The following is an 18672-nucleotide window of genomic DNA, read 5'->3' as shown; positions in this document are numbered from 1 at the left end:
TGTTTGGTATTATCAACTTCCATGTAGCGTTAACATAAGGCGTAGCCAAAAATTGAATCTGACCATAGTATTCATCCATAACTAACATCTTATACATTCAAGTGTCATCATTTCTCAATAATGCTGAAATTACTCACCTAACTATATTTTGACCAAGGGCAACATTCACTATACTAATGCCACAAAAAAAGCTCTGTCACGTCGATTGGGACGTGACAGAGCTTTTTGTATGACGATAAAGACATTATTGTTATTTCGTTATCGATTATGATGCAGGCGTTGCTGTTGGAGTCTCTGCATCGCCCTCAGGTGTTGCTGTTGGCGTTGTTTCAGGTGTTTCTAATTCAGGCAATGTCATGTTAATTTCATAACCTGGTAATTCTTCTTCAACAAACTTCGATGTTACTTTCTGAGATAGTTGGTTACGAATTAGATCTTTAGTAGTGTCAGGAACAGCATCATATTCTAAAATGTCGCGTGCTTCAACTTTAAGAACTGTGTAGCCAATTGCAGATTTAATCGGCTCGCTAATTTCATTCAATGGAAGTTCCAATGCAGCTGTGCTAATTTCTTTTGCCCAATATCCACCCATATAATCTTTGAGCACTCCACCAGTAGCTTTTGTCTGTGCATCATCAGAATATTCTTTTGCTAATGCTTCCCAGTCTCCACCTGCAGCAAGCTTAGCTTGTACCTCTTTCGCTCGTGCTAATGCTTCTTCATCCGTACGAGTAACTGTTACTTGTTGCGTTGTAGCATCAGTAACACTATTGTTCACAACAATTTGACGAGCGTCATAAAGCGTGTACATATTTTTATTTGCTTCATATTCTTCTTTAGTCATATCATCTGTTATCTGACTTAGAATATAATCGTTAGTTGCAACTACAAACATAATGTAAGAAGCCAAATCATTTTCTGTTAAGTTTTTCTCTTTAAGCATGTCCTTAACATCGCCATAAGCAGATAAACTTTCTTTTACTTGCTCAAAGTTTGTTAATGCTTCTTCTTTGGCTTTCACTTGTTGTTCTTCTGTTGTACGGTTAGCTAAAATCTTATAGGTAATATATTGTTCTAAAACCGCTTCACGAAATCCACTTTGATCAAGAAGCGCTTCGTCCATTCCTTGTAATAATGCAAAAGCTGATTTGAACTTATTGAACTCTAGATCAGTTACTGTACCGTCTTTGTATGTTGCAACAACTTCTCCGCCTTCTACACCTTTGAACGTCAATGAAGGATTAACTTCATCTTTACCGCATGCTGCTAGTAATGCTACGAACAACGCAGATATTACTATTAACTTTAGTCCTTTACCAAAGTTCTTAGTTGTTAAATTAGATAACATGTGTAAACCCCTTTCGAATGTTAGAATCTGCTATCCATTGTAGCAGATTCTATATGGGAAAAGCCAATTTCCCTTTATGTTGTCGCCTGATGCAGCTTCTCTTCATCTTGATGAGTTAATGACTGATATTCAAATAGGAATCGCTCGGTTAGATGTAACTTTTGTTCCATTGTTAAACCTTTGCCACGTAATTCGATACTATATGAACCTTCATCTTCTCTAGACTGTTTAAATCTATTTTCCATTTTCAAACATAACTTATCAATATCTTTACGTATCGCCTTCTTCTTAGGCACTGTATTAAATAATAAACGGAAATCATCATTTTTACTCGTAATTTGAGTAATTCCAAGAGTTGAACCAAGCACTTTCATGCGAGCAACAGTCATTAGATTAATAACCGATTGCGGTAAGTCACCGAAACGATCAATGATTTCTTCGATTAATAAATCTGATTCCTCAATCGTAGAAATAACCGCGGCTTTTTTGTAAATTTCGATTTTTTGCATACTATCGTAAATAAATTCGTTCGGTAAATAGGCATCGACACTTAAATCGATAACGGTTTGAATAACTTTTTTCTCTTCTACTTCTACGCCATCCATCTGTTGCTTTCTAAGCTTAATCTCTTCTGCAAGCATTTGTGAGAACATCTCAAAACCAACGGATGCAATAAAACCATGTTGCTCAGCTCCAAGTAAGTTACCCGCTCCGCGAATCGATAAGTCACGCATCGCAATTTTGAATCCCGAACCTAGTTCAGTAAATTCCTTAATCGATTGTAGACGTTTCTCAGCTACTTCAGTCAACACTTTGTCTCGTTGATACGTGAAATAGGCATAGGCAATTCGATTGGAACGGCCAACACGTCCGCGTAATTGATATAACTGGGATAATCCCATTTTATCTGCATCATGTACGATTAATGTATTAACGTTCGGAATATCTACGCCCGTCTCAATAATACTTGTACTAACCAGTACATCTGATTCACCGTCAAGGAAATCTAGAATCGTCGATTCAAGTTCCTGCTCACTCATTCGGCCATGCCCCACACTAACACGAGCACCAGGTACAAGTTCGCTTATTTCTTCAGCGATTTGATGGATACCTTGTACGCGATTATATAAATAATACACTTGTCCACCACGCGCTAATTCACGCTCAATCGATTCACGTACAAGCGCATGCGAATGTTCCAATACATAAGTCTGGACAGGGAAACGATTTTCAGGTGGCGTTTCAATTACTGACAAGTCACGCACACCAAGCATAGACATATGTAGCGTACGTGGAATAGGTGTGGCCGTTAATGTAAGCACATCTACACTTGTTTTTAATTTTTTCAATTTCTCTTTATGAGTAACTCCAAAGCGTTGTTCCTCATCGACAATGACCATACCAAGTGCTGAGAAAATAATATCTTGAGATAGAAGACGGTGTGTTCCAATGACCACATCAACAGTACCGTTCTTCAAACCTTTTATTGTCTCATTCTGCTCCTTGCGCGAACGGAAACGACTCATAACTTGAACATTAATCGGATAGCCGCTAAATCGTTCACGGAATGTTTCATAATGCTGTTGTGCCAATATTGTCGTTGGTACGAGTACCGCTACCTGCTTACCTTCCATTGCAGCTTTAAACGCTGCACGTACCGCTACCTCAGTCTTACCATAACCTACGTCACCACATAGTAAGCGGTCCATCGGTTGCGCTTTTTCCATATCTCGCTTAATTTCTTGAATCGCTCGTAGTTGATCTTTCGTTTCTTCATATGGGAACATTGCTTCAAATTCATTTTGATACGTTGTATCTTCACCAAATGCAAAACCAGGGGTTGCTTGTCTTTCCGCATATAATTTAATAAGGTCATCCGCGATATCTTGAACGGATGATCTCGCTTTGCTTTTCGCCTTCGTCCACTCTGATCCACCGAGCTTATTAACCTTCGGTTCTTTATCTTCATTACCTACATATTTCTGAATGAGATCGACTTGGTCTACAGGCACAGATAACTTGTCACCAGCCGCGTATACAATATGCAAATAGTCACGGTGTATACCACCGATTTCAAGCGTACCAATCCCTACGTATTTACCAACACCATGATTTTGATGTACGACATAATCGCCAACCTTAAGTTCCGTGTAGCTTTTTATACGTTCAGCATTGTCCATCTTCTTATCTACACGTCTAGCTTTACGTTGCTTCTGTGTGAACATCTCGCCTTCAGTAATGACAATTAAGTTAGACGATGGCAACTCAAACCCTTGCTGTAAGTTACCTTGCAGCAATTGTGGCGGCACAATATCATAGTCGAGCAATACACGTTGCATCCGATCCACTCGCTCTTTGTTGCCTGCAAGCATAATGATCGTTGCACCATTTTTTCTCCAGCGCTCCATCTCTGCCTTTAGTACATTCATCTGACCGTGGAAACTTTGCATCGTACGAGTCGTTATATTCACGATGTTTTGCGGTTGAGTATGTGGAATTTGTCTTAAGAACAATTGTATAAACAATGTAGGAAACGGACGATGCTGGAGAATTTGAGTGCTTTCTCTAGCAAGAACGAAACCAGGTAATGACTTACCATTTTGTAATAAATGCAAGTTCCACTCTGTCTCATCGCGTTCAAGCTGCTTCGCTGTTTCGATTAGCCGGCTTGGTTCATCAAGTACAAGTAATGTATCGGCTGGTACAAAGTCAATGATGCTTTGTTGCTCAGGATATAGTAATGAAATGTACTTATAAATCTCAGAGAAGTAGATACCTTCTCGTAATTTGCCAATTTCTGCTCCAATCTCATCACGCAACTTGTCCTTTGTAGCACGATCACTCATTTTATCTAACTGAGCCTCTAGTAAGTTCGCTGCATGCCTAGCTGCCGTCTGCATTCGTTCTTTAGTTGCTAGTATTTCTTGTGCTGGAGGCACAACGAAAGAGTCCATACGTTCAACGGTACGTTGATCTACGGGATCGAAGGTACGAATCGAGTCTATTTCATCTCCGAACCATTCTACACGTACTGCAAGCTTTGAGGTGAGTGGATAGAAGTCGATAATGCCGCCTCTTACACTTAATTCACCTTTAGATTCCACGCGATCTGCTCTCGTATAACCAAGCTCATTTAACTTATGGAGGAAATGTTCAGGATCAATTTGCTGACTTACGGTAATTTCTAATTCAGCATGTATAAAAGATTCTTTAGTAGGAAGATATCTTCTAATGCCAGAAAACGGAACGACAACAATACCTCGAAAACCTTTAGCTAAGGACAATAGTACGTCCATTCTTTGCGCTAATGTTTCGGGGCTTGATATTGCTGCTTCAGCAGCCATTAATTCATTGGCAGGGTATAATAGCACCTTCTCGCTAGACAAACAATCTTGTAGATCTTCTGCTATCTTCTGAGCAGAGAACATATTATGCGTAACAACTAGTAATGGACGATCTAACTGATCTTCTAATGCTGCGAGAAAAACTTGTCTCGAGGAGCCAGAAAGTCCTGACACCATCTGTTCTTTCATCCCTTTGTCAAAACCTTGTACGACTGATTTTAACTCAGAATCTTCAGCAAATAAATCTATTAGCGCTTTCAATTTGTGAGGCACCTTCTTTCTAAGCTACAAGCTATGTAAGTCTATCTTGCACTATAACAACTCACATATTGTGCGCAAACAAGCCATCCACAATATGTTGCAAGCTTGTGGACGGCTGTTACGCACGTGAGAGGTAGTTCATATCATTCACTTGTGATCACGATGTGATGCTTCGCTGATTATTCGGCGGCGAAAATAACATTCATCGCTTGTTCTGGTGCTCATGTACCAAGTACGTACATTCCGCTCCTCACTTCACTAGCTTCATGTCATTTTCTTGGTGCTGACATGTAAATGATTTGAACCTATATTGGAATCGTAGTTCATATCATTCACTTGTGATCACGATGTGATGCTTCGCTGATTATTCGGCGGCGAAAATAACATTCATCGCTTGTTCTGGTGCTCATGTACCAAGTACGTACATTCCGCTCCTCACTTCACTAGCTTCATGTCATTTTCTTGGTGCTGACATGTAAATGATTTGAACCTTTATTAGAATCATAGTTCATATCATTCACTTGTGATCACGATGTGATGCTTCGCTGATTATTCGGCGGCGAAAATAACATTCATCGCTTATTCTGGTGCTGACATGTAAATGATTTGAACCTATATTTGAATCATAGTTCATATCATTCACTTGTGATCACGATGTGATGCTATTGCAGAGGATTATTAATTAACATCAACTCGGGGTTACTGCTCAATGCTTCATTGCAATAATCACAAACAAGTTGCACTTCAATATCCCCATTTAAATTATACGTAATTATATCTTTACGCTCATCGTCGGTCAAGGAATTGAAACCTAGACGTTGCTCAGATATAACCGATTCATCTATCTTACCAATATTCGATCTGCAATATTTGCAAATATAGGTTACAGCCATGTTATGCCTCCCGAAGGTCATTTATAACCTTCAGTATGCCCTATTTTTTACAATCTATTACCCATTGTATTTTCCCATAGTTTCTTCAAATGGGTGTTTCAGACTATATTCAATCGCATCACATGCATGGGCAATCATCTCTTCTAGACGAGTTTGCTCTGCCTTAGCGAATTTACTCAGAACATAATCAGCAATAACAATGCCTGGTTCGGGGCGAGAAATGCCCATACGAACGCGATTAAACTTTTGTGTATTCAAATGTGCAATAAGTGATTTGATGCCGTTATGACCGCCTGCGCTGCCCTGATAACGTAGTCTTAGCTTACCAATCTCGGTATCAAGATCATCATAGACGATAATACCATCTTCTACATTCAGTTTATAGAAGTCCATATAAGCTCGAACTGCTTCACCAGACAAGTTCATATAGGTCACCGGTTTTAGCAAAGCCACTCTAGTACCTGCAACATTACCTTCGCCAACTATTGCTTTGAACTTACTTCCATTCATAGAGATGCCCCAGCGGCGTGCTAGCTCATCAATAACCATAAAACCGACATTATGACGTGTTTTTTCATAGCTAGAGCCTGGATTCCCAAGACCTACAATCCATTTCATTGTGTACAATCTCCTTAAATTTTTCTGCGCTTCAGAGCCCATCTTCCTCATATTGAAAAATACATCGGAAGCATAAATCTTAAATGTTTCTGAGTTTTAGAACCTACCTTCTTCGTACAGAAAAATACATTGGAAGAATAGAACTCTATTTCCCATCCTTCTTCGCTTTCGCTCGTGCGCGAATTTTATCTGCGTATTCAGGTTTATTTTCTTGACGCTGGCGAGCAATCGCTAAGTCACCAGCTGGTACATCCTTAGTTATTGTAGATCCCGCTACAACGTATGCCCCTTGGCCAACATTAACTGGAGCGATAAGATTAACATTACTTCCGATAAAGGCATGATCACCAATGACCGTTTTCGATTTGTTAAAACCATCATAGTTAACAGTAATCGCACCGCATCCGATATTCACTTCTTTGCCTACTTCAGCATCGCCGACATAACTTAGATGGGATACTTTACTACCATCGTCAAGTATCGCATTTTTCAGCTCTACAAAATCTCCAACTTTACAATGTTTACCTACTTTAGTACCAGGACGTAAGTAGGCAAATGGACCGATGCTGCTCTCGTCCCCTACTTCCGCATGATCAAGTACGGAATGTTTAATTGTTACGCCATTATGGATCGAACAATTGGAAAGATCCGTTTGTGGTCCAAGGATACAATCTTCCCCAATCGTAGTCTTACCTCGTAATACAGTACCTGGATATATAATCGTATCCGCTCCAATGACTACATCTGACTCAATGTACGTCGACGTAGGATCAATAATCGTTACTCCGTTAACAAGATGTTGACGGTTAATACGCGTACGCATATGCTGCTCTGCCTCCGCAAGAGCTACACGATCATTAACCCCAATAGCTTCCGCTATATCGGATGTACAGTAACCTTGAACAACTTCTTGATCTTGTCTGAACAATCCAATAACATCGGTCAAATAATATTCGCCTTGTGCATTATTATTTGTGACACGACTCAGTGCTTCAAATAGTTTCTTGTTGTCAAAACAATATGTTCCTGTATTAATTTCTTGAACTGCAGCTTCTGCAAGAGAACAATCTTTCTGTTCTACAATACGTTCAACAATACCTTCTTCATTACGAATGATACGACCGTAACCAGTTGGATTCTCGAACAATGCCGTTAATATTGTTGCTGCCGCTCCACTTTCTTGATGTAATTTCAACATCTGCTCGATCGTACTTGCTTGAACAAGTGGAGTATCTCCGCAGATTACAATCGTTATTCCGTCTTCAGAGCCAAGTAAATCTTTTGCTTGTTGTACAGCATGACCGGTACCTAATTGTTGCTCCTGCTTCACATATTGTGCTTGCTGCCCAATAAACGCTTGCACTTGCTCTGCACCATGACCGACTACCACCACTATTTTCTCACTCTTGGCTTGAATTACTGTATCTAATACATGACCCACCATCGGCTTACCGCATACGGGATGTAATACCTTATATTGTTTTGATTTCATACGTTTTCCTTGTCCTGCTGCTAACACGATAGACATAATTTTCATGTCATTCTAGCCCCCTTCATCAATAAACCCTCAACTGAATATATCTTATTATACAAAAAAAGAAAAGAGAGCCTAAGCTCTCTCTTCCTCCTTGTTAAAATACTAATAATGATACCTTGTATTACGATACTTCTTCGATTACAACTTCATCAGCTGCACGCTCATACTCTGCTAATACAGCAGATTGAATCTTCTCTCTAGTAGTAGAAGAAATTGGGTGAGCGATATCGCGGAATTCTCCGTCTGGAGTACGCTTACTTGGCATAGCAACGAACATGCCGTTGTTTCCATCAATTACACGAATATCATGAACAACGAATTCGTTATCAATCGTGATAGATGCGATAGCCTTCATACGTCCTTCAGAGTTCACGCGGCGGAGTCTTACATCAGTAATTTGCATTTGTGTTCACCACCTTTGTCTATTGGAGACTTGGTGTATAATTCCACATTTTGAAGCTAAATCCTTCTTGTTTTTTGGTAATTTGATACTTTTTTTTAAGATTTTTTTTAATTTGCATAATTTTCGTCTACATTCGACACGAATCGATGAAAACGCTTTATTTATGACAAGCCCTATCTATTATGATTAACTTAAAAAAGTCGCTATATTTATTAAGAAAGACCGTCAACAGACGGCCTCTCAAAGTATGATTGACCCATTAGTTGAGTGAGTCGAAATAATTACCTGGAACAATTTCCATTTGCTTTGTCTTCATATCTACCGCAACTAAATTAGCAAGCGATACATAATCAGTTAATAAACGTTCTTCGTTCTCTATTTCACCAGACTCTACAAGTACACCTACACCAGCGACTATCGCATTAAATTCATGGAGCAAGTCCATCATTCCTTGGATCGTCCCGCCAGCTTTCATAAAATCATCAATAATAAGAACACGAGAACGTTCTTTCAATGCCCGACGTGCTAAAGACATTGTCTGAATTCTTTTCGTTGAACCTGATACATAATTGATACTTACAGCAGATCCTTCTGTCACCTTATTATCTCTACGAACGATAACAACAGGAATATTCATGCAAGCAGCTGTAGCATATGCTAGTGGAATACCTTTCGTTTCTACAGTCATAATAATATCAATTTGTGATTCAGCAAATGCTGTTGCAAACATCTTACCGATATCTGCTAACAACTTCGGTTGTCCGAGCATATCTGTCATATATAAGTATCCACCAGGAAGTACTCGATCTGGTTGTTGTAGTGTCTGACATACCTCATTGATAATACCTAAAGATGTTTCAATTGGCATCATTGGTTTAAATTTTACCCCACCTGCTGCTCCGGCTAACGTATACAGTTGGCCAATACCTTCTTCTTCAAATACCTCTTTAATAATAGCTAGATCTTCACTAATGGAGGACTTGGCAGATTGATACCGCTCTGCAAATGCAGTTAACGAGATTAAAGTGTGGGGACGAGCAAGCAGATATTGTGTCATTTCTACAAGCCTTGAACTACGCTTCAATTTCTTCAATGCAATCTCTCCCCTAAATCCGAATAATATAAAGTCAATATTACATTTTTATACGGATTTAATCAAGTTTGATTTGCTTTTGCCTTTATGTAAGCATACGTACAACATATACCTCTTTGCAGAAACCACGTAATCCATTATAAATTCTTGAAAGCTTCGCTTCCTTGGATACTAGACCGAATACTGTCGGCCCACTCCCAGACATTAGAACGCCGTCTGCGCCCAATCTGATCATACTATCCTTTAATTGTTTTACTTCTGGATACAACTGAAGCGTCACCGATTCTAGTACATTTCCAAGAGCATCACACATATCTGTAAATGAACCTCTATCAAGCGCACCCATCATATCTTGCACAGATGGATGTTGATCCACCTTATTCACTCTAAACCTTCCGTATACATCTGCTGTAGATACATTGATCGGTGGCTTAGCTAATACTACCCAACATTGTGGTGGAATGGAGATTGGTTGTAGCAGTTCACCACGACCTGTAGCTAGTGCTGTGCCTCCTGTGACACAAAACGGCACATCAGATCCAAGTTCCGCACCTAACTCACATAATTCTTGTTCAGAAATATTTAGGTTCCATAGACGATTCAGTCCACGCAGTGTTGCCGCTGCATCACTGCTACCTCCTGCCAGTCCGGCAGCTACAGGAATTTTCTTATCCAAATGTATATATACGCCTTGCTTCACCTGATAGCGTTCTTTTATCAGTTGAGCCGCTTGGAAAGCTAGATTTTTCTCATCTAGCGGAATATAACCAACTTGAGAGCTTATGATAATTTGATCACGAGCCAGTGGTTCCATTTCCAGACGATCAGCCAAATCAACCATTGTCATAATCATCTCAACTTCATGAAATCCATCTTCACGCTTACGTAACGCGTCTAATACTAGATTGATTTTGGCTGGCGCCTTTTCATATATTTTCATTAATCTTATTCACCCGTCCATTTTAGCATAGGTTCATTATAGCAAAGGAAACAAAGAAAAGCTAAACAATGCTTTTAATTGACAGCATGTTTAGCTAATTTTTATTATTCCTTATTTTGCTTTGCTACTGCTTCTTCTGCTAATTGAATGGCTCGTTTCACCATATTACCAGCATCTTTGGCTTTGATTCCGCCCCAACCTTCTTGCTCGACCGTATTCAAAATACCAAGATCTTTTGCCACTTCCATCTTCAGTTGTTCGGACATGACACTGCGTCGTCTACCCATAGCTTTACCTCCTGATTTAGCGGATGGTTAAATTATTCACTTGTGATAACGCAGAATAAGCGTTGTAGCTTATTCGACATCGAATATGTCCTCCATCGAAAGCCTAGCATATGCTTCCGAATTATGTTTCCTTCAGAAACATAGTAGGTGCTCACGTACACAATACGTACGCTGTGCTACTCGTTTTCGCTGTAGTGCATCTTCTTGGTACTGACAAGCGAACAATTTAACCTTCATTGGAATGAGATACTCAAATTATCCACTTGTAATTACGCGGAATAAGCGTTGAACATGCTCCGCAGTAACCTCAGTTTATCATTTGACCTTCATCAAAATGAAGTAAGCATAGTATGTGTTATATCCTTGAATTCATGCTGCAAACAAAAAAACAAGACGCAGATTTCTCTGCGCCGAATATTCAATCGTATTCACTATCGCTATTGAGTCTTTATTGTTGAAGATGAGCAATACGAACTTGCCCTTCATCATTACAAACTGTAACTTCTACAGACTCGGTTAAAATATCTGCATAGCTATAGGACACACGTTTAAAAGCGTGCTGTTCTTCATCTAACTTAACGATGAATACAGAAGGGTAGGTTTCTTCTAACGTGCCAGTACGTTCAATCGTCTTACGACGACCACCATTTGCTCTAAGAGTAATTCTTGAGCCAACATGAGCTTCTAAGCTGCGTTTTATATCCAATAGCGCATTTTTTGCCATTGTGACTACCACCTCTTTCCTTGTCCATTATAGCGAACAATTAGGTGTTTGTCAAACGAGCAAAATATTATATCAGCAGCCATAACTTCTTGTCAACGGTTATTTTATCCATTTTTTCAGGATTTATCTAAGCTTTGTTATTATGCTCAGCATCTCTGATCTTATACAAATTGTTTTGGCCTTGGATAACCTACACGATATCGACCAATCGTCTCTATCCCACCAACACCATCTATGCCACTAATTGTACCCTCAACTAAGTCTTTCAGGTTAATGATTTCCTTAATCGGAGTATAACTCGCTTTAATTGCGATATAAACCGGATCAAGGGCATGAATAAGTATTCTACCAGGTGAACTAGCGAAGTTAGCTCCTGTATTTAGCAATGCCTCATAGTGCGACTGACATGCTCCAGCAACGACAACTAAGCTATCCCGATTGCGTTCATACTCTCTTGCTACTCTAACCGCATTTACAAAATGTTGTGAGTTCTTATAACTACTCAAGCTAGATAGATCCATACCCACGCGATGTTTTAACACGCCATCATGACCAGTAATAACAACAATATCTGGTTGAATCTCTGGCAATAGTCGTACAAGAGCGTCCGCCATCTTAGATTCATTAATATAATATCCTTCTGCAGGAACTTTCATTGCTTCGTACAACTGCATACTTTTTTTCAAATAGTTAGAGTCTCCATCGAGATGAAGAACTTTACCCGGCCATTCAAAATACGTTTCATCTTCAATTTCCCTATAGTTGTGGATCATATCTCTATATAGATCGGGTCGTTCTATCGTAGTATGCATATGTCGTAATGTTTCATTGACTTTATGACGTACCGTCTGTGCAACTACTGTCGCAGCAGGATCATGAACGGATCTAAGATCAACTTTAGGCGAATCCGCCAAAAGTCTGAAGTCTAATCCTTTTAGAATAACATTTTCACTTTGTACCATCTCTATTCGAAATAGCACGTCTCCGCCATAAGATTGACGAACAACAAGATCACCTTGCTTCATAGGTAAATCACCTCTTGGTCTATCGTATGGATAGCCAAGGCGAATGGTGAGTACTTCCAAGCAGAAATTCTAGTTAAACCAATCGACAGCTAATAAAGCACTACTTAATGTTGCAAATTCTTCAAGACTAAGTGTTTCCCCTCTACGAATTGGATCGATATGAACGGATTCTAACAATGCGGTTAACTCGGGACGTTTCTCTTTGCCCGAAACCATCATTAGATTATTAATTAATGTTTTACGACGCTGGACAAATGCACTCTGAACAACGCGGAAGAAAAATGCTTCATCCTCAACCTGAACCGCAGGTTCATCACGTACCGTTAGCTTAATAACTGCAGAATCTACATTAGGTTGTGGTATGAATGCCGTATTAGGTACGATACATACGATTTCCGTCGTGCAATAATATTGGACCGCTACACTTAAGCTACCGTATTCTTTGCCGCCTGGCTTAGCTGACATCCGCTGTGCTACTTCTTTCTGAATCATAACAACAATATTCTCAAGTGGTAGCTTCTCTTCAAGCAGCTTCATCAAAATTGGCGTCGTCACATAATAAGGTAAATTGGCAACAACACTTACTTTTTTATAATCAGAAAACTGATCAATAAATAATTGACGTAAATTAATATCAAGCACATCACCATGCACGACATTAACATGTTCTTGATCCTCAAATACTTCAGCAAGTATTGGGATTAATCGTCTATCGATCTCAATGGCCGTTACTTTACCTGCTTCTTCTGCTAATGGCTGTGTTAACGCACCAATACCCGGACCGATCTCTAAAGCACCTTTTTCTTTACTCAAGTCTGCAGCGCTAACAATTTGATTCAGTATATTGCCATCAATCAAAAAGTTTTGACCTAAACTTTTTTTGAAAGAGAATTTATGTTTTGCTATTATTTCCTTTGTACGTTGCGGTGTTGACACTTCTAATTGGTTCATTGATATTATTCCTCCAACTGATATCCTAATTGTTCAAGTGCAGCTTGAAACTCCTGCTTCGTTATATTAAAGCTTGTACAACGCTTATAGAACTGCTTGCCATTAGCATAGCCGATGCCTAGCAGTTTACCCAATTCTAATCTTCGTGAAGCCGCTTCGGGATGGACAAGCAAGCCTGCTGCCATCAAATCCTCCATGGTCACTTCTCCCGTCATTGCAGCCGTCTCTGTACGCAACTCAGATAGAGCTTGACGAATGGCATCAGGCGAAGCATTCTCAATACCGATATCACCTTTATAATAAGCCTTCTCCTGCGGCAAAAAAGCATGCTTACAGCCAGGTGCATAACTAGCTACGATTTTGCGTATTCTTTCACCCGCATGATCAGGATCTGTAAAAATAATAATTCCTCTACGCTCATTGGCAAGTCGAATGCGTGCAAGTACTTCTTTTCCAATAGCAGAGCCATTCGTTTCGATCGTATCTGCATCAACTGCACGTTTAATCGCCGTTGTATCATCCTTACCTTCAACGACTATCACTTCTTTAATCAAAGTTAGTTCTCCCCCTTAGAGGTAGTTCAAAAAGCGGGCTTTGATAACGATGGGTATGCTAACGTAACATACTCGACATCGAATATGAAGCGAACTTGGAAAGTACAGTTCGCGTGTACGTAATCATGTACACTTGCGCTTCCGTCTTTCTCAAGTAACGCTCCATCTTCTCGGTTCTGAAAGCCCGCTTTTTGAACTTTCATTTTAAGTTAGTTCAAAGTTAATTCAAAACATCGAATATAAAGCAAACTTAATCTCTTGAACGATGTTTCTTTTAGAAACATTGTAGAGATTTGTGTACGACTAACGTACACGGTCGCTTACTCATTTGTCTAGTATAGCCTATATTACATATACATAAAAACAAAAAGGAGAGGCAAATTAGCCTCTCCTCTTATCATGGCATATTTAACTAAACAATGCGATACAGAAAATGAAATTAACTAGCAGATGGTTTGTTAGGTCCGATTACGTAGACTTTAACACCTTTCTTTTTGCCGAACTTCGTAGCGACATTCAAGCTTTCAAAGTAAACATCGATCTTGTTACCTTTAATCGCCCCGCCTTTATCTTCTGCACGTCTTAAACCTACGCCTTCGATATATACCCACCATCCCATAGGAATGACAGAAGTATCGACTGCAATCGTACGACCTTCCTCTACAGTAGTGCCAGATGCGGTTACTCCGTAACCTGCATCCCCTTCACTTTTACCTGTAGATTCAGCGCCCGCCGTATATGCAGTAAGCGTAACATTCGTCAAAACTTTTTTCGCATTGAAAGTGTAGTCACCCTTCGTTACTTGCTCAACAGAAGAACTGCTGTTTGATAACGTTGTGACTGTCGACTTAGGTTTCGCTGCACCCACAGCTACTACCTGGTCTACTGTATTTGTCTTCACAGTTTCACTTATGACTGAATTAGATACGAGTACACCATCTTCATATCTTGCTTCTAACTGTTCGACTACAACACCTTCTTGGCCAGATTGCACAACTTTTTCTGTGCCCTTAACCAAACTAGCGTCTTCCTTCTTCACGATAGAGAAAGGTACCGTCTTTTCGTTTGACGTTACTTTTGTTTCTACACGGACCACCGTAATGGTCTCGTTCTCCTCAATGCTTGAAGCAAGAGGAGGATCTATTTCATCTTGACTGCGAATCGATATATCGAGATCCTCGATCGCTGCCTGCACCGTTTTCTCTGTCGTGTATACCGTTGACGTATTTCCGTCGGCTACAACTGTGATCGGCATTGCATGATTAACTTCAATGATATCACCATCCTTAATCGGCGCATTAAGTGATGCTGAAATTTTGTCATGCGGTCCTACAGTAATAGCTTGTTCATCCAGTAGGCGTTGCAGGACCCATTGTTTTGTTGTCACAACGGTTTCTTGTCCATTCACTACTACGGAGACGTTTTTTTCCGTCGCCCCGTATAACAACACCAAAAACATGAAAGACATAGCGATTGAGATTATTATACTTAACATAATCAAACGCAAGTTTCCATGCCTCCATCGCATTGCGAAAGTCATGCTGGATGATCGTTTGCCATGGGTGTCCTTAACTGGAATATTGCCCACTTCATCGGTCCTCCTTCATAGCCCCGCCGCCAAGTGTTACGCATGTTACAACTGACGTGACTATAACCTATATGGCGTGCTTTGCACGCTTCCAGCTCTCTTGATTCCTCCCACATCTCTATCCCTATGTCGGCTATCTCTTAATTATGCAAAATCGATAGATACAAACTTTGAAGTTATGATAATGAGTACTATCAAAATACAAAGTGAGACAACTTGTGATGCGATTGAAATCTTATTAGTGAAAACTGGAAATCCAATACAGAATGTAAAAGTTCTGAGATGAATCATACCTTGTTCGGCAACTACTTGTAAAGAAGCGATAAAATGCGATTTCACGTAAAAATCAGGGTTATTTCGGAATATTATATTGTTTTCGGCAACAAAATAGAGTTTTTATCCATGAAATGTCCATTTTCCTGCCTTTTTCAACCGATCTTACTTAATTTTGAAACAATTTTTTCCATTTTGCATTGTTATAGCTGCCAATTCATCTACAGAAATTCCCTTAATTTGAGAGGCGGTCTCTGCGACAAGTGACACAAAAGCGGTCTCATTTCGCTTCCCACGGTGTGGATGTGGAGCAAGATATGGACAGTCCGTTTCGATCAAAATTCGATCAAGTGGAACGTTTGCAAGTACCTCTTTTGGAACTCTAGCATTTTTGAAAGTAAGTGGTCCTCCAAATGAGATATAGAAGTTCATATCTAGACATTGTTGTGCACTTTCCCAACTTCCTGAGAAACAATGCATAATACCCCCGACTTCAGAGGCACCTTCTTCTTTCAATATCCGAATCACATCTTCATGAGCATCACGATTATGAATAATGATTGGTTTTTTAATCTTTTTAGCTAGTCTAATCTGTTGACGGAACACATCATGTTGCACTTCTTTAGGAGAAGTATCCCAATGATAATCAAGTCCAATTTCACCGATTGCAACGACTTTAGGATGTTTGCATAATTCTTCAATCCATTCAAGATCTCCAGCTTGCATATGTATACTTTCTACAGGATGCCAACCAACTGCAGCATAGATAAAATCATATTGCTCGGCTAAAGCTATTGTTGTTGGAATCGTCTTGCGATCAAAACCTACATTCACAATAAGCTCCACTCCAGCTTCTCTTGCTCGAGCGATCATCTCAGCGCGATCCTCATCGAATTGAGGCGAATCTAGATGTGCGTGTGTGTCGAATAATACGGGCATGATGTTTAAAACTCCTCTTTAGTTAGATTGAAAATTTGTAGCATTTCATCATTTAATTGATCAATATGTCTAATTAGTAATTCTTCTGGATAATACAGATGAAATTTGCCTTCGTGTAATCCGCTAATTGATGCAACAATGTCAGATTTAGAAGCAATTTCGGATAAACTTCCATTTTGTTCTAGTAGCATAATTGGAGCTTTTTCCTTACTCCCATTTCCACTTTGCTCTGGTCGATATATATCATATGGTCGATCATATGGATAGTCAATTTCGAGATCATATTCTGGATGCATTCCAATAGAAATAAATACATTTTTAAGTTTTTCCAACCATTCATGGTCTAAATTATCAACCGTTATATACTTGTACAATTTTCGATTAAGAAAGCGTTCACATAGGCCAGATAAAATCGAATCATTTTCGTTTATCCAGCATGAAAAAGTGTACTGCATTAGTGACTCATCTAGTCGTAAATATGTCTCTAAATTTAGTGTTTCTTCTATTAAAGAGAGAATAGCTGAATCCATCCATTTGAACGAATAATTTTGCTCAAATAATTGTTTAGCACGCTTAAATATTTGCCGCAAAATTATTTCTGAACTTCGTGTTACAGGATGGAAATAAACTTGCCAGTACATCTGGTATCTTGACATTAAATAATGCTCAACGGCATGCATCCCACTTTCCTTCACGACTATGCTTCCCTCATGCGGTCGTAATACTCTCAAAATTCTTTCTAAGTCAAAATTTCCATAATTCGTTCCGGTAAAATATGCATCTCTTAATAAGTAATCCATACGATCTGCATCTAATTGACTTGAGATTAAACTAACAACAATAGATTGTGAATATGTCTTCTGGATGACTTGAGCCACTTGCTGTGGTAGTTGCTCGGAACTGCTTCTTAATACCTTATTAATTTCCGTATCGCCTAACAAAATTTCAATCGTCCACTCTTCATGGTCTGTTTCAAATATTTCTTCAATAGAATGAGAAAAAGGAGCATGACCCACATCATGAAGTAACGCTGCACATAAAGCAATTAGTCTTTCCTCTTTGGGCCAGTCTGGGTAATTATATCTCTCAAATTGAGAGATGATTTTCCGTGTAATTTCGTACACACCTAACGAATGTGAAAAGCGACTATGTTCTGCTCCATGAAATGTTAGATAAGTCGTTCCAAGTTGTCTAATCCTTCTCAATCGCTGAAATTCGGATGTATTAATTAAATTCCAAATTAATTCATCTTGCACATACACATAATTATGAACTGGATCCTTAAATACTTTCTCTTCACTTAGTAATGACATATATATTAGCCTCCTTTTGTTCATGGTATCGACACAAAATAAGTTTTTTGTCGAATGATGTCGTTTATTAGTTTCCAAAATGTCGAAAATGTTGTATTCTATTACAAAGTAAATTACCATCTTTGTATTGTAAAAGTCTATTTTATAAGCATTTTTACTAAAAAATAATATTGACTCTTCTGGTAATAGTTGGTATTATTAAGCTAAATAACACGAACATTGTCGAATAATGACATTGTTTACTTGCGAGAGGACGGAATTAAAATGATGAAATCAACAGGTATTGTACGTAAAGTAGATGAACTAGGTCGTGTCGTTATTCCTATCGAATTAAGACGTACGTTGGGAATCGGAGAAAAAGATGCTCTAGAGATTTATGTAGATGGCGAGCGTATTATGTTGAAGAAATACGAGCCTGCATGTATCTTCTGTGGCAACGCAGAAAACGTTTCTTACTTCAAAGGAAAAATTGTTTGTCATAATTGTTTATCAGAAATGCCAACTCCTGTGACAAAATAAGAAAAATAATGTATACTGTATTTATTGATATGTTAATTCTAACCTTTTAAATACTCCTTGAT

General features: G+C 39.1%; 17 protein-coding genes. 1 reads left to right on the top strand and 16 read right to left on the bottom strand.

Features of this window, described 5'->3' with window-relative positions; genetic code table 11:
• Positions 1-265 precede the first annotated feature (265 nt).
• The 16 genes from NAG76_07045 to NAG76_06970 form a co-directional block, all read right to left on the bottom strand.
• On the bottom strand, positions 266-1348 hold the full coding sequence (locus NAG76_07045; GenBank protein ID URN95982.1) for a peptidylprolyl isomerase: 1083 nt from the start codon (positions 1346-1348) through the stop codon (positions 266-268).
• 74 nt (positions 1349-1422) lie between these two features.
• Positions 1423-4953 (bottom strand): transcription-repair coupling factor, encoded by a 3531-nt coding sequence (mfd, locus tag NAG76_07040; GenBank protein URN95981.1) that lies wholly within the window; start codon positions 4951-4953, stop codon positions 1423-1425.
• Between the two features lie 662 nt (positions 4954-5615).
• Positions 5616-5846: an anti-sigma-F factor Fin family protein gene (locus tag NAG76_07035; GenBank protein URN95980.1), complete on the bottom strand. Its 231-nt coding sequence runs from the start codon at positions 5844-5846 to the stop codon at positions 5616-5618.
• 57 nt (positions 5847-5903) lie between these two features.
• Positions 5904-6464, bottom strand: a complete 561-nt coding sequence (pth, locus tag NAG76_07030) for an aminoacyl-tRNA hydrolase (GenBank protein URN95979.1) — start codon at positions 6462-6464, stop codon at positions 5904-5906.
• 145 nt (positions 6465-6609) lie between these two features.
• Positions 6610-7992 carry a bifunctional UDP-N-acetylglucosamine diphosphorylase/glucosamine-1-phosphate N-acetyltransferase GlmU gene (glmU, locus tag NAG76_07025; protein URN96787.1) on the bottom strand — a complete coding sequence of 461 codons (1383 nt, stop codon included), beginning with the start codon at positions 7990-7992 and terminating at the stop codon, positions 6610-6612.
• Between the two features lie 130 nt (positions 7993-8122).
• Entirely contained in the window at positions 8123-8404 is a 282-nt protein-coding gene (gene spoVG, locus NAG76_07020; protein ID URN95978.1) for a septation regulator SpoVG, read from the bottom strand.
• Between the two features lie 259 nt (positions 8405-8663).
• A complete protein-coding gene (purR, locus tag NAG76_07015; protein URN95977.1) occupies positions 8664-9497 on the bottom strand; it encodes a pur operon repressor in 834 nt (277 codons plus the stop codon).
• Between the two features lie 85 nt (positions 9498-9582).
• A complete protein-coding gene (gene ispE / locus NAG76_07010) occupies positions 9583-10437 on the bottom strand; it encodes a 4-(cytidine 5'-diphospho)-2-C-methyl-D-erythritol kinase (GenBank protein URN95976.1) in 855 nt (284 codons plus the stop codon).
• A 104-nt stretch (positions 10438-10541) separates the two neighbouring features.
• Positions 10542-10724: an alpha/beta-type small acid-soluble spore protein gene (locus tag NAG76_07005; GenBank protein URN95975.1), complete on the bottom strand. Its 183-nt coding sequence runs from the start codon at positions 10722-10724 to the stop codon at positions 10542-10544.
• A 448-nt stretch (positions 10725-11172) separates the two neighbouring features.
• Positions 11173-11448 (bottom strand): Veg family protein, encoded by a 276-nt coding sequence (locus NAG76_07000; protein URN95974.1) that lies wholly within the window; start codon positions 11446-11448, stop codon positions 11173-11175.
• Between the two features lie 161 nt (positions 11449-11609).
• On the bottom strand, positions 11610-12473 hold the full coding sequence (gene yabG, locus NAG76_06995; GenBank protein URN95973.1) for a sporulation peptidase YabG: 864 nt from the start codon (positions 12471-12473) through the stop codon (positions 11610-11612).
• 69 nt (positions 12474-12542) lie between these two features.
• Complete coding sequence (gene rsmA, locus NAG76_06990; protein ID URN95972.1) at positions 12543-13424, bottom strand: 16S rRNA (adenine(1518)-N(6)/adenine(1519)-N(6))-dimethyltransferase RsmA; 882 nt, start codon at positions 13422-13424, stop codon at positions 12543-12545.
• A gap of 5 nt (positions 13425-13429) precedes the next feature.
• Positions 13430-13978: a ribonuclease M5 gene (gene rnmV / locus NAG76_06985; GenBank protein ID URN95971.1), complete on the bottom strand. Its 549-nt coding sequence runs from the start codon at positions 13976-13978 to the stop codon at positions 13430-13432.
• Between the two features lie 439 nt (positions 13979-14417).
• The gene (locus tag NAG76_06980; GenBank protein URN95970.1) at positions 14418-15566 is read right to left on the bottom strand and encodes a G5 domain-containing protein; all 1149 of its coding nucleotides are present in this window, start codon (positions 15564-15566) and stop codon (positions 14418-14420) included.
• 438 nt (positions 15567-16004) lie between these two features.
• A complete protein-coding gene (locus tag NAG76_06975; GenBank protein URN95969.1) occupies positions 16005-16778 on the bottom strand; it encodes a TatD family hydrolase in 774 nt (257 codons plus the stop codon).
• Between the two features lie 5 nt (positions 16779-16783).
• On the bottom strand, positions 16784-18091 hold the full coding sequence (locus tag NAG76_06970; protein URN95968.1) for an HD domain-containing protein: 1308 nt from the start codon (positions 18089-18091) through the stop codon (positions 16784-16786).
• A gap of 264 nt (positions 18092-18355) precedes the next feature.
• On the opposite strand from NAG76_06970, the gene NAG76_06965 reads away from it, so the two are divergent.
• Positions 18356-18610 (top strand): AbrB/MazE/SpoVT family DNA-binding domain-containing protein, encoded by a 255-nt coding sequence (locus NAG76_06965; GenBank protein ID URN95967.1) that lies wholly within the window; start codon positions 18356-18358, stop codon positions 18608-18610.
• Positions 18611-18672: the final 62 nt, after the last annotated feature.

Origin of the sequence: Candidatus Pristimantibacillus lignocellulolyticus (assembly GCA_023639215.1) — a bacterium.
Classification (GTDB): domain Bacteria; phylum Bacillota; class Bacilli; order Paenibacillales; family Paenibacillaceae; genus Pristimantibacillus; species Pristimantibacillus lignocellulolyticus.
The sequence above is the reverse complement of the archived record's forward strand: the minus strand, read 5'-3'. Positions and strand labels throughout refer to the sequence as shown.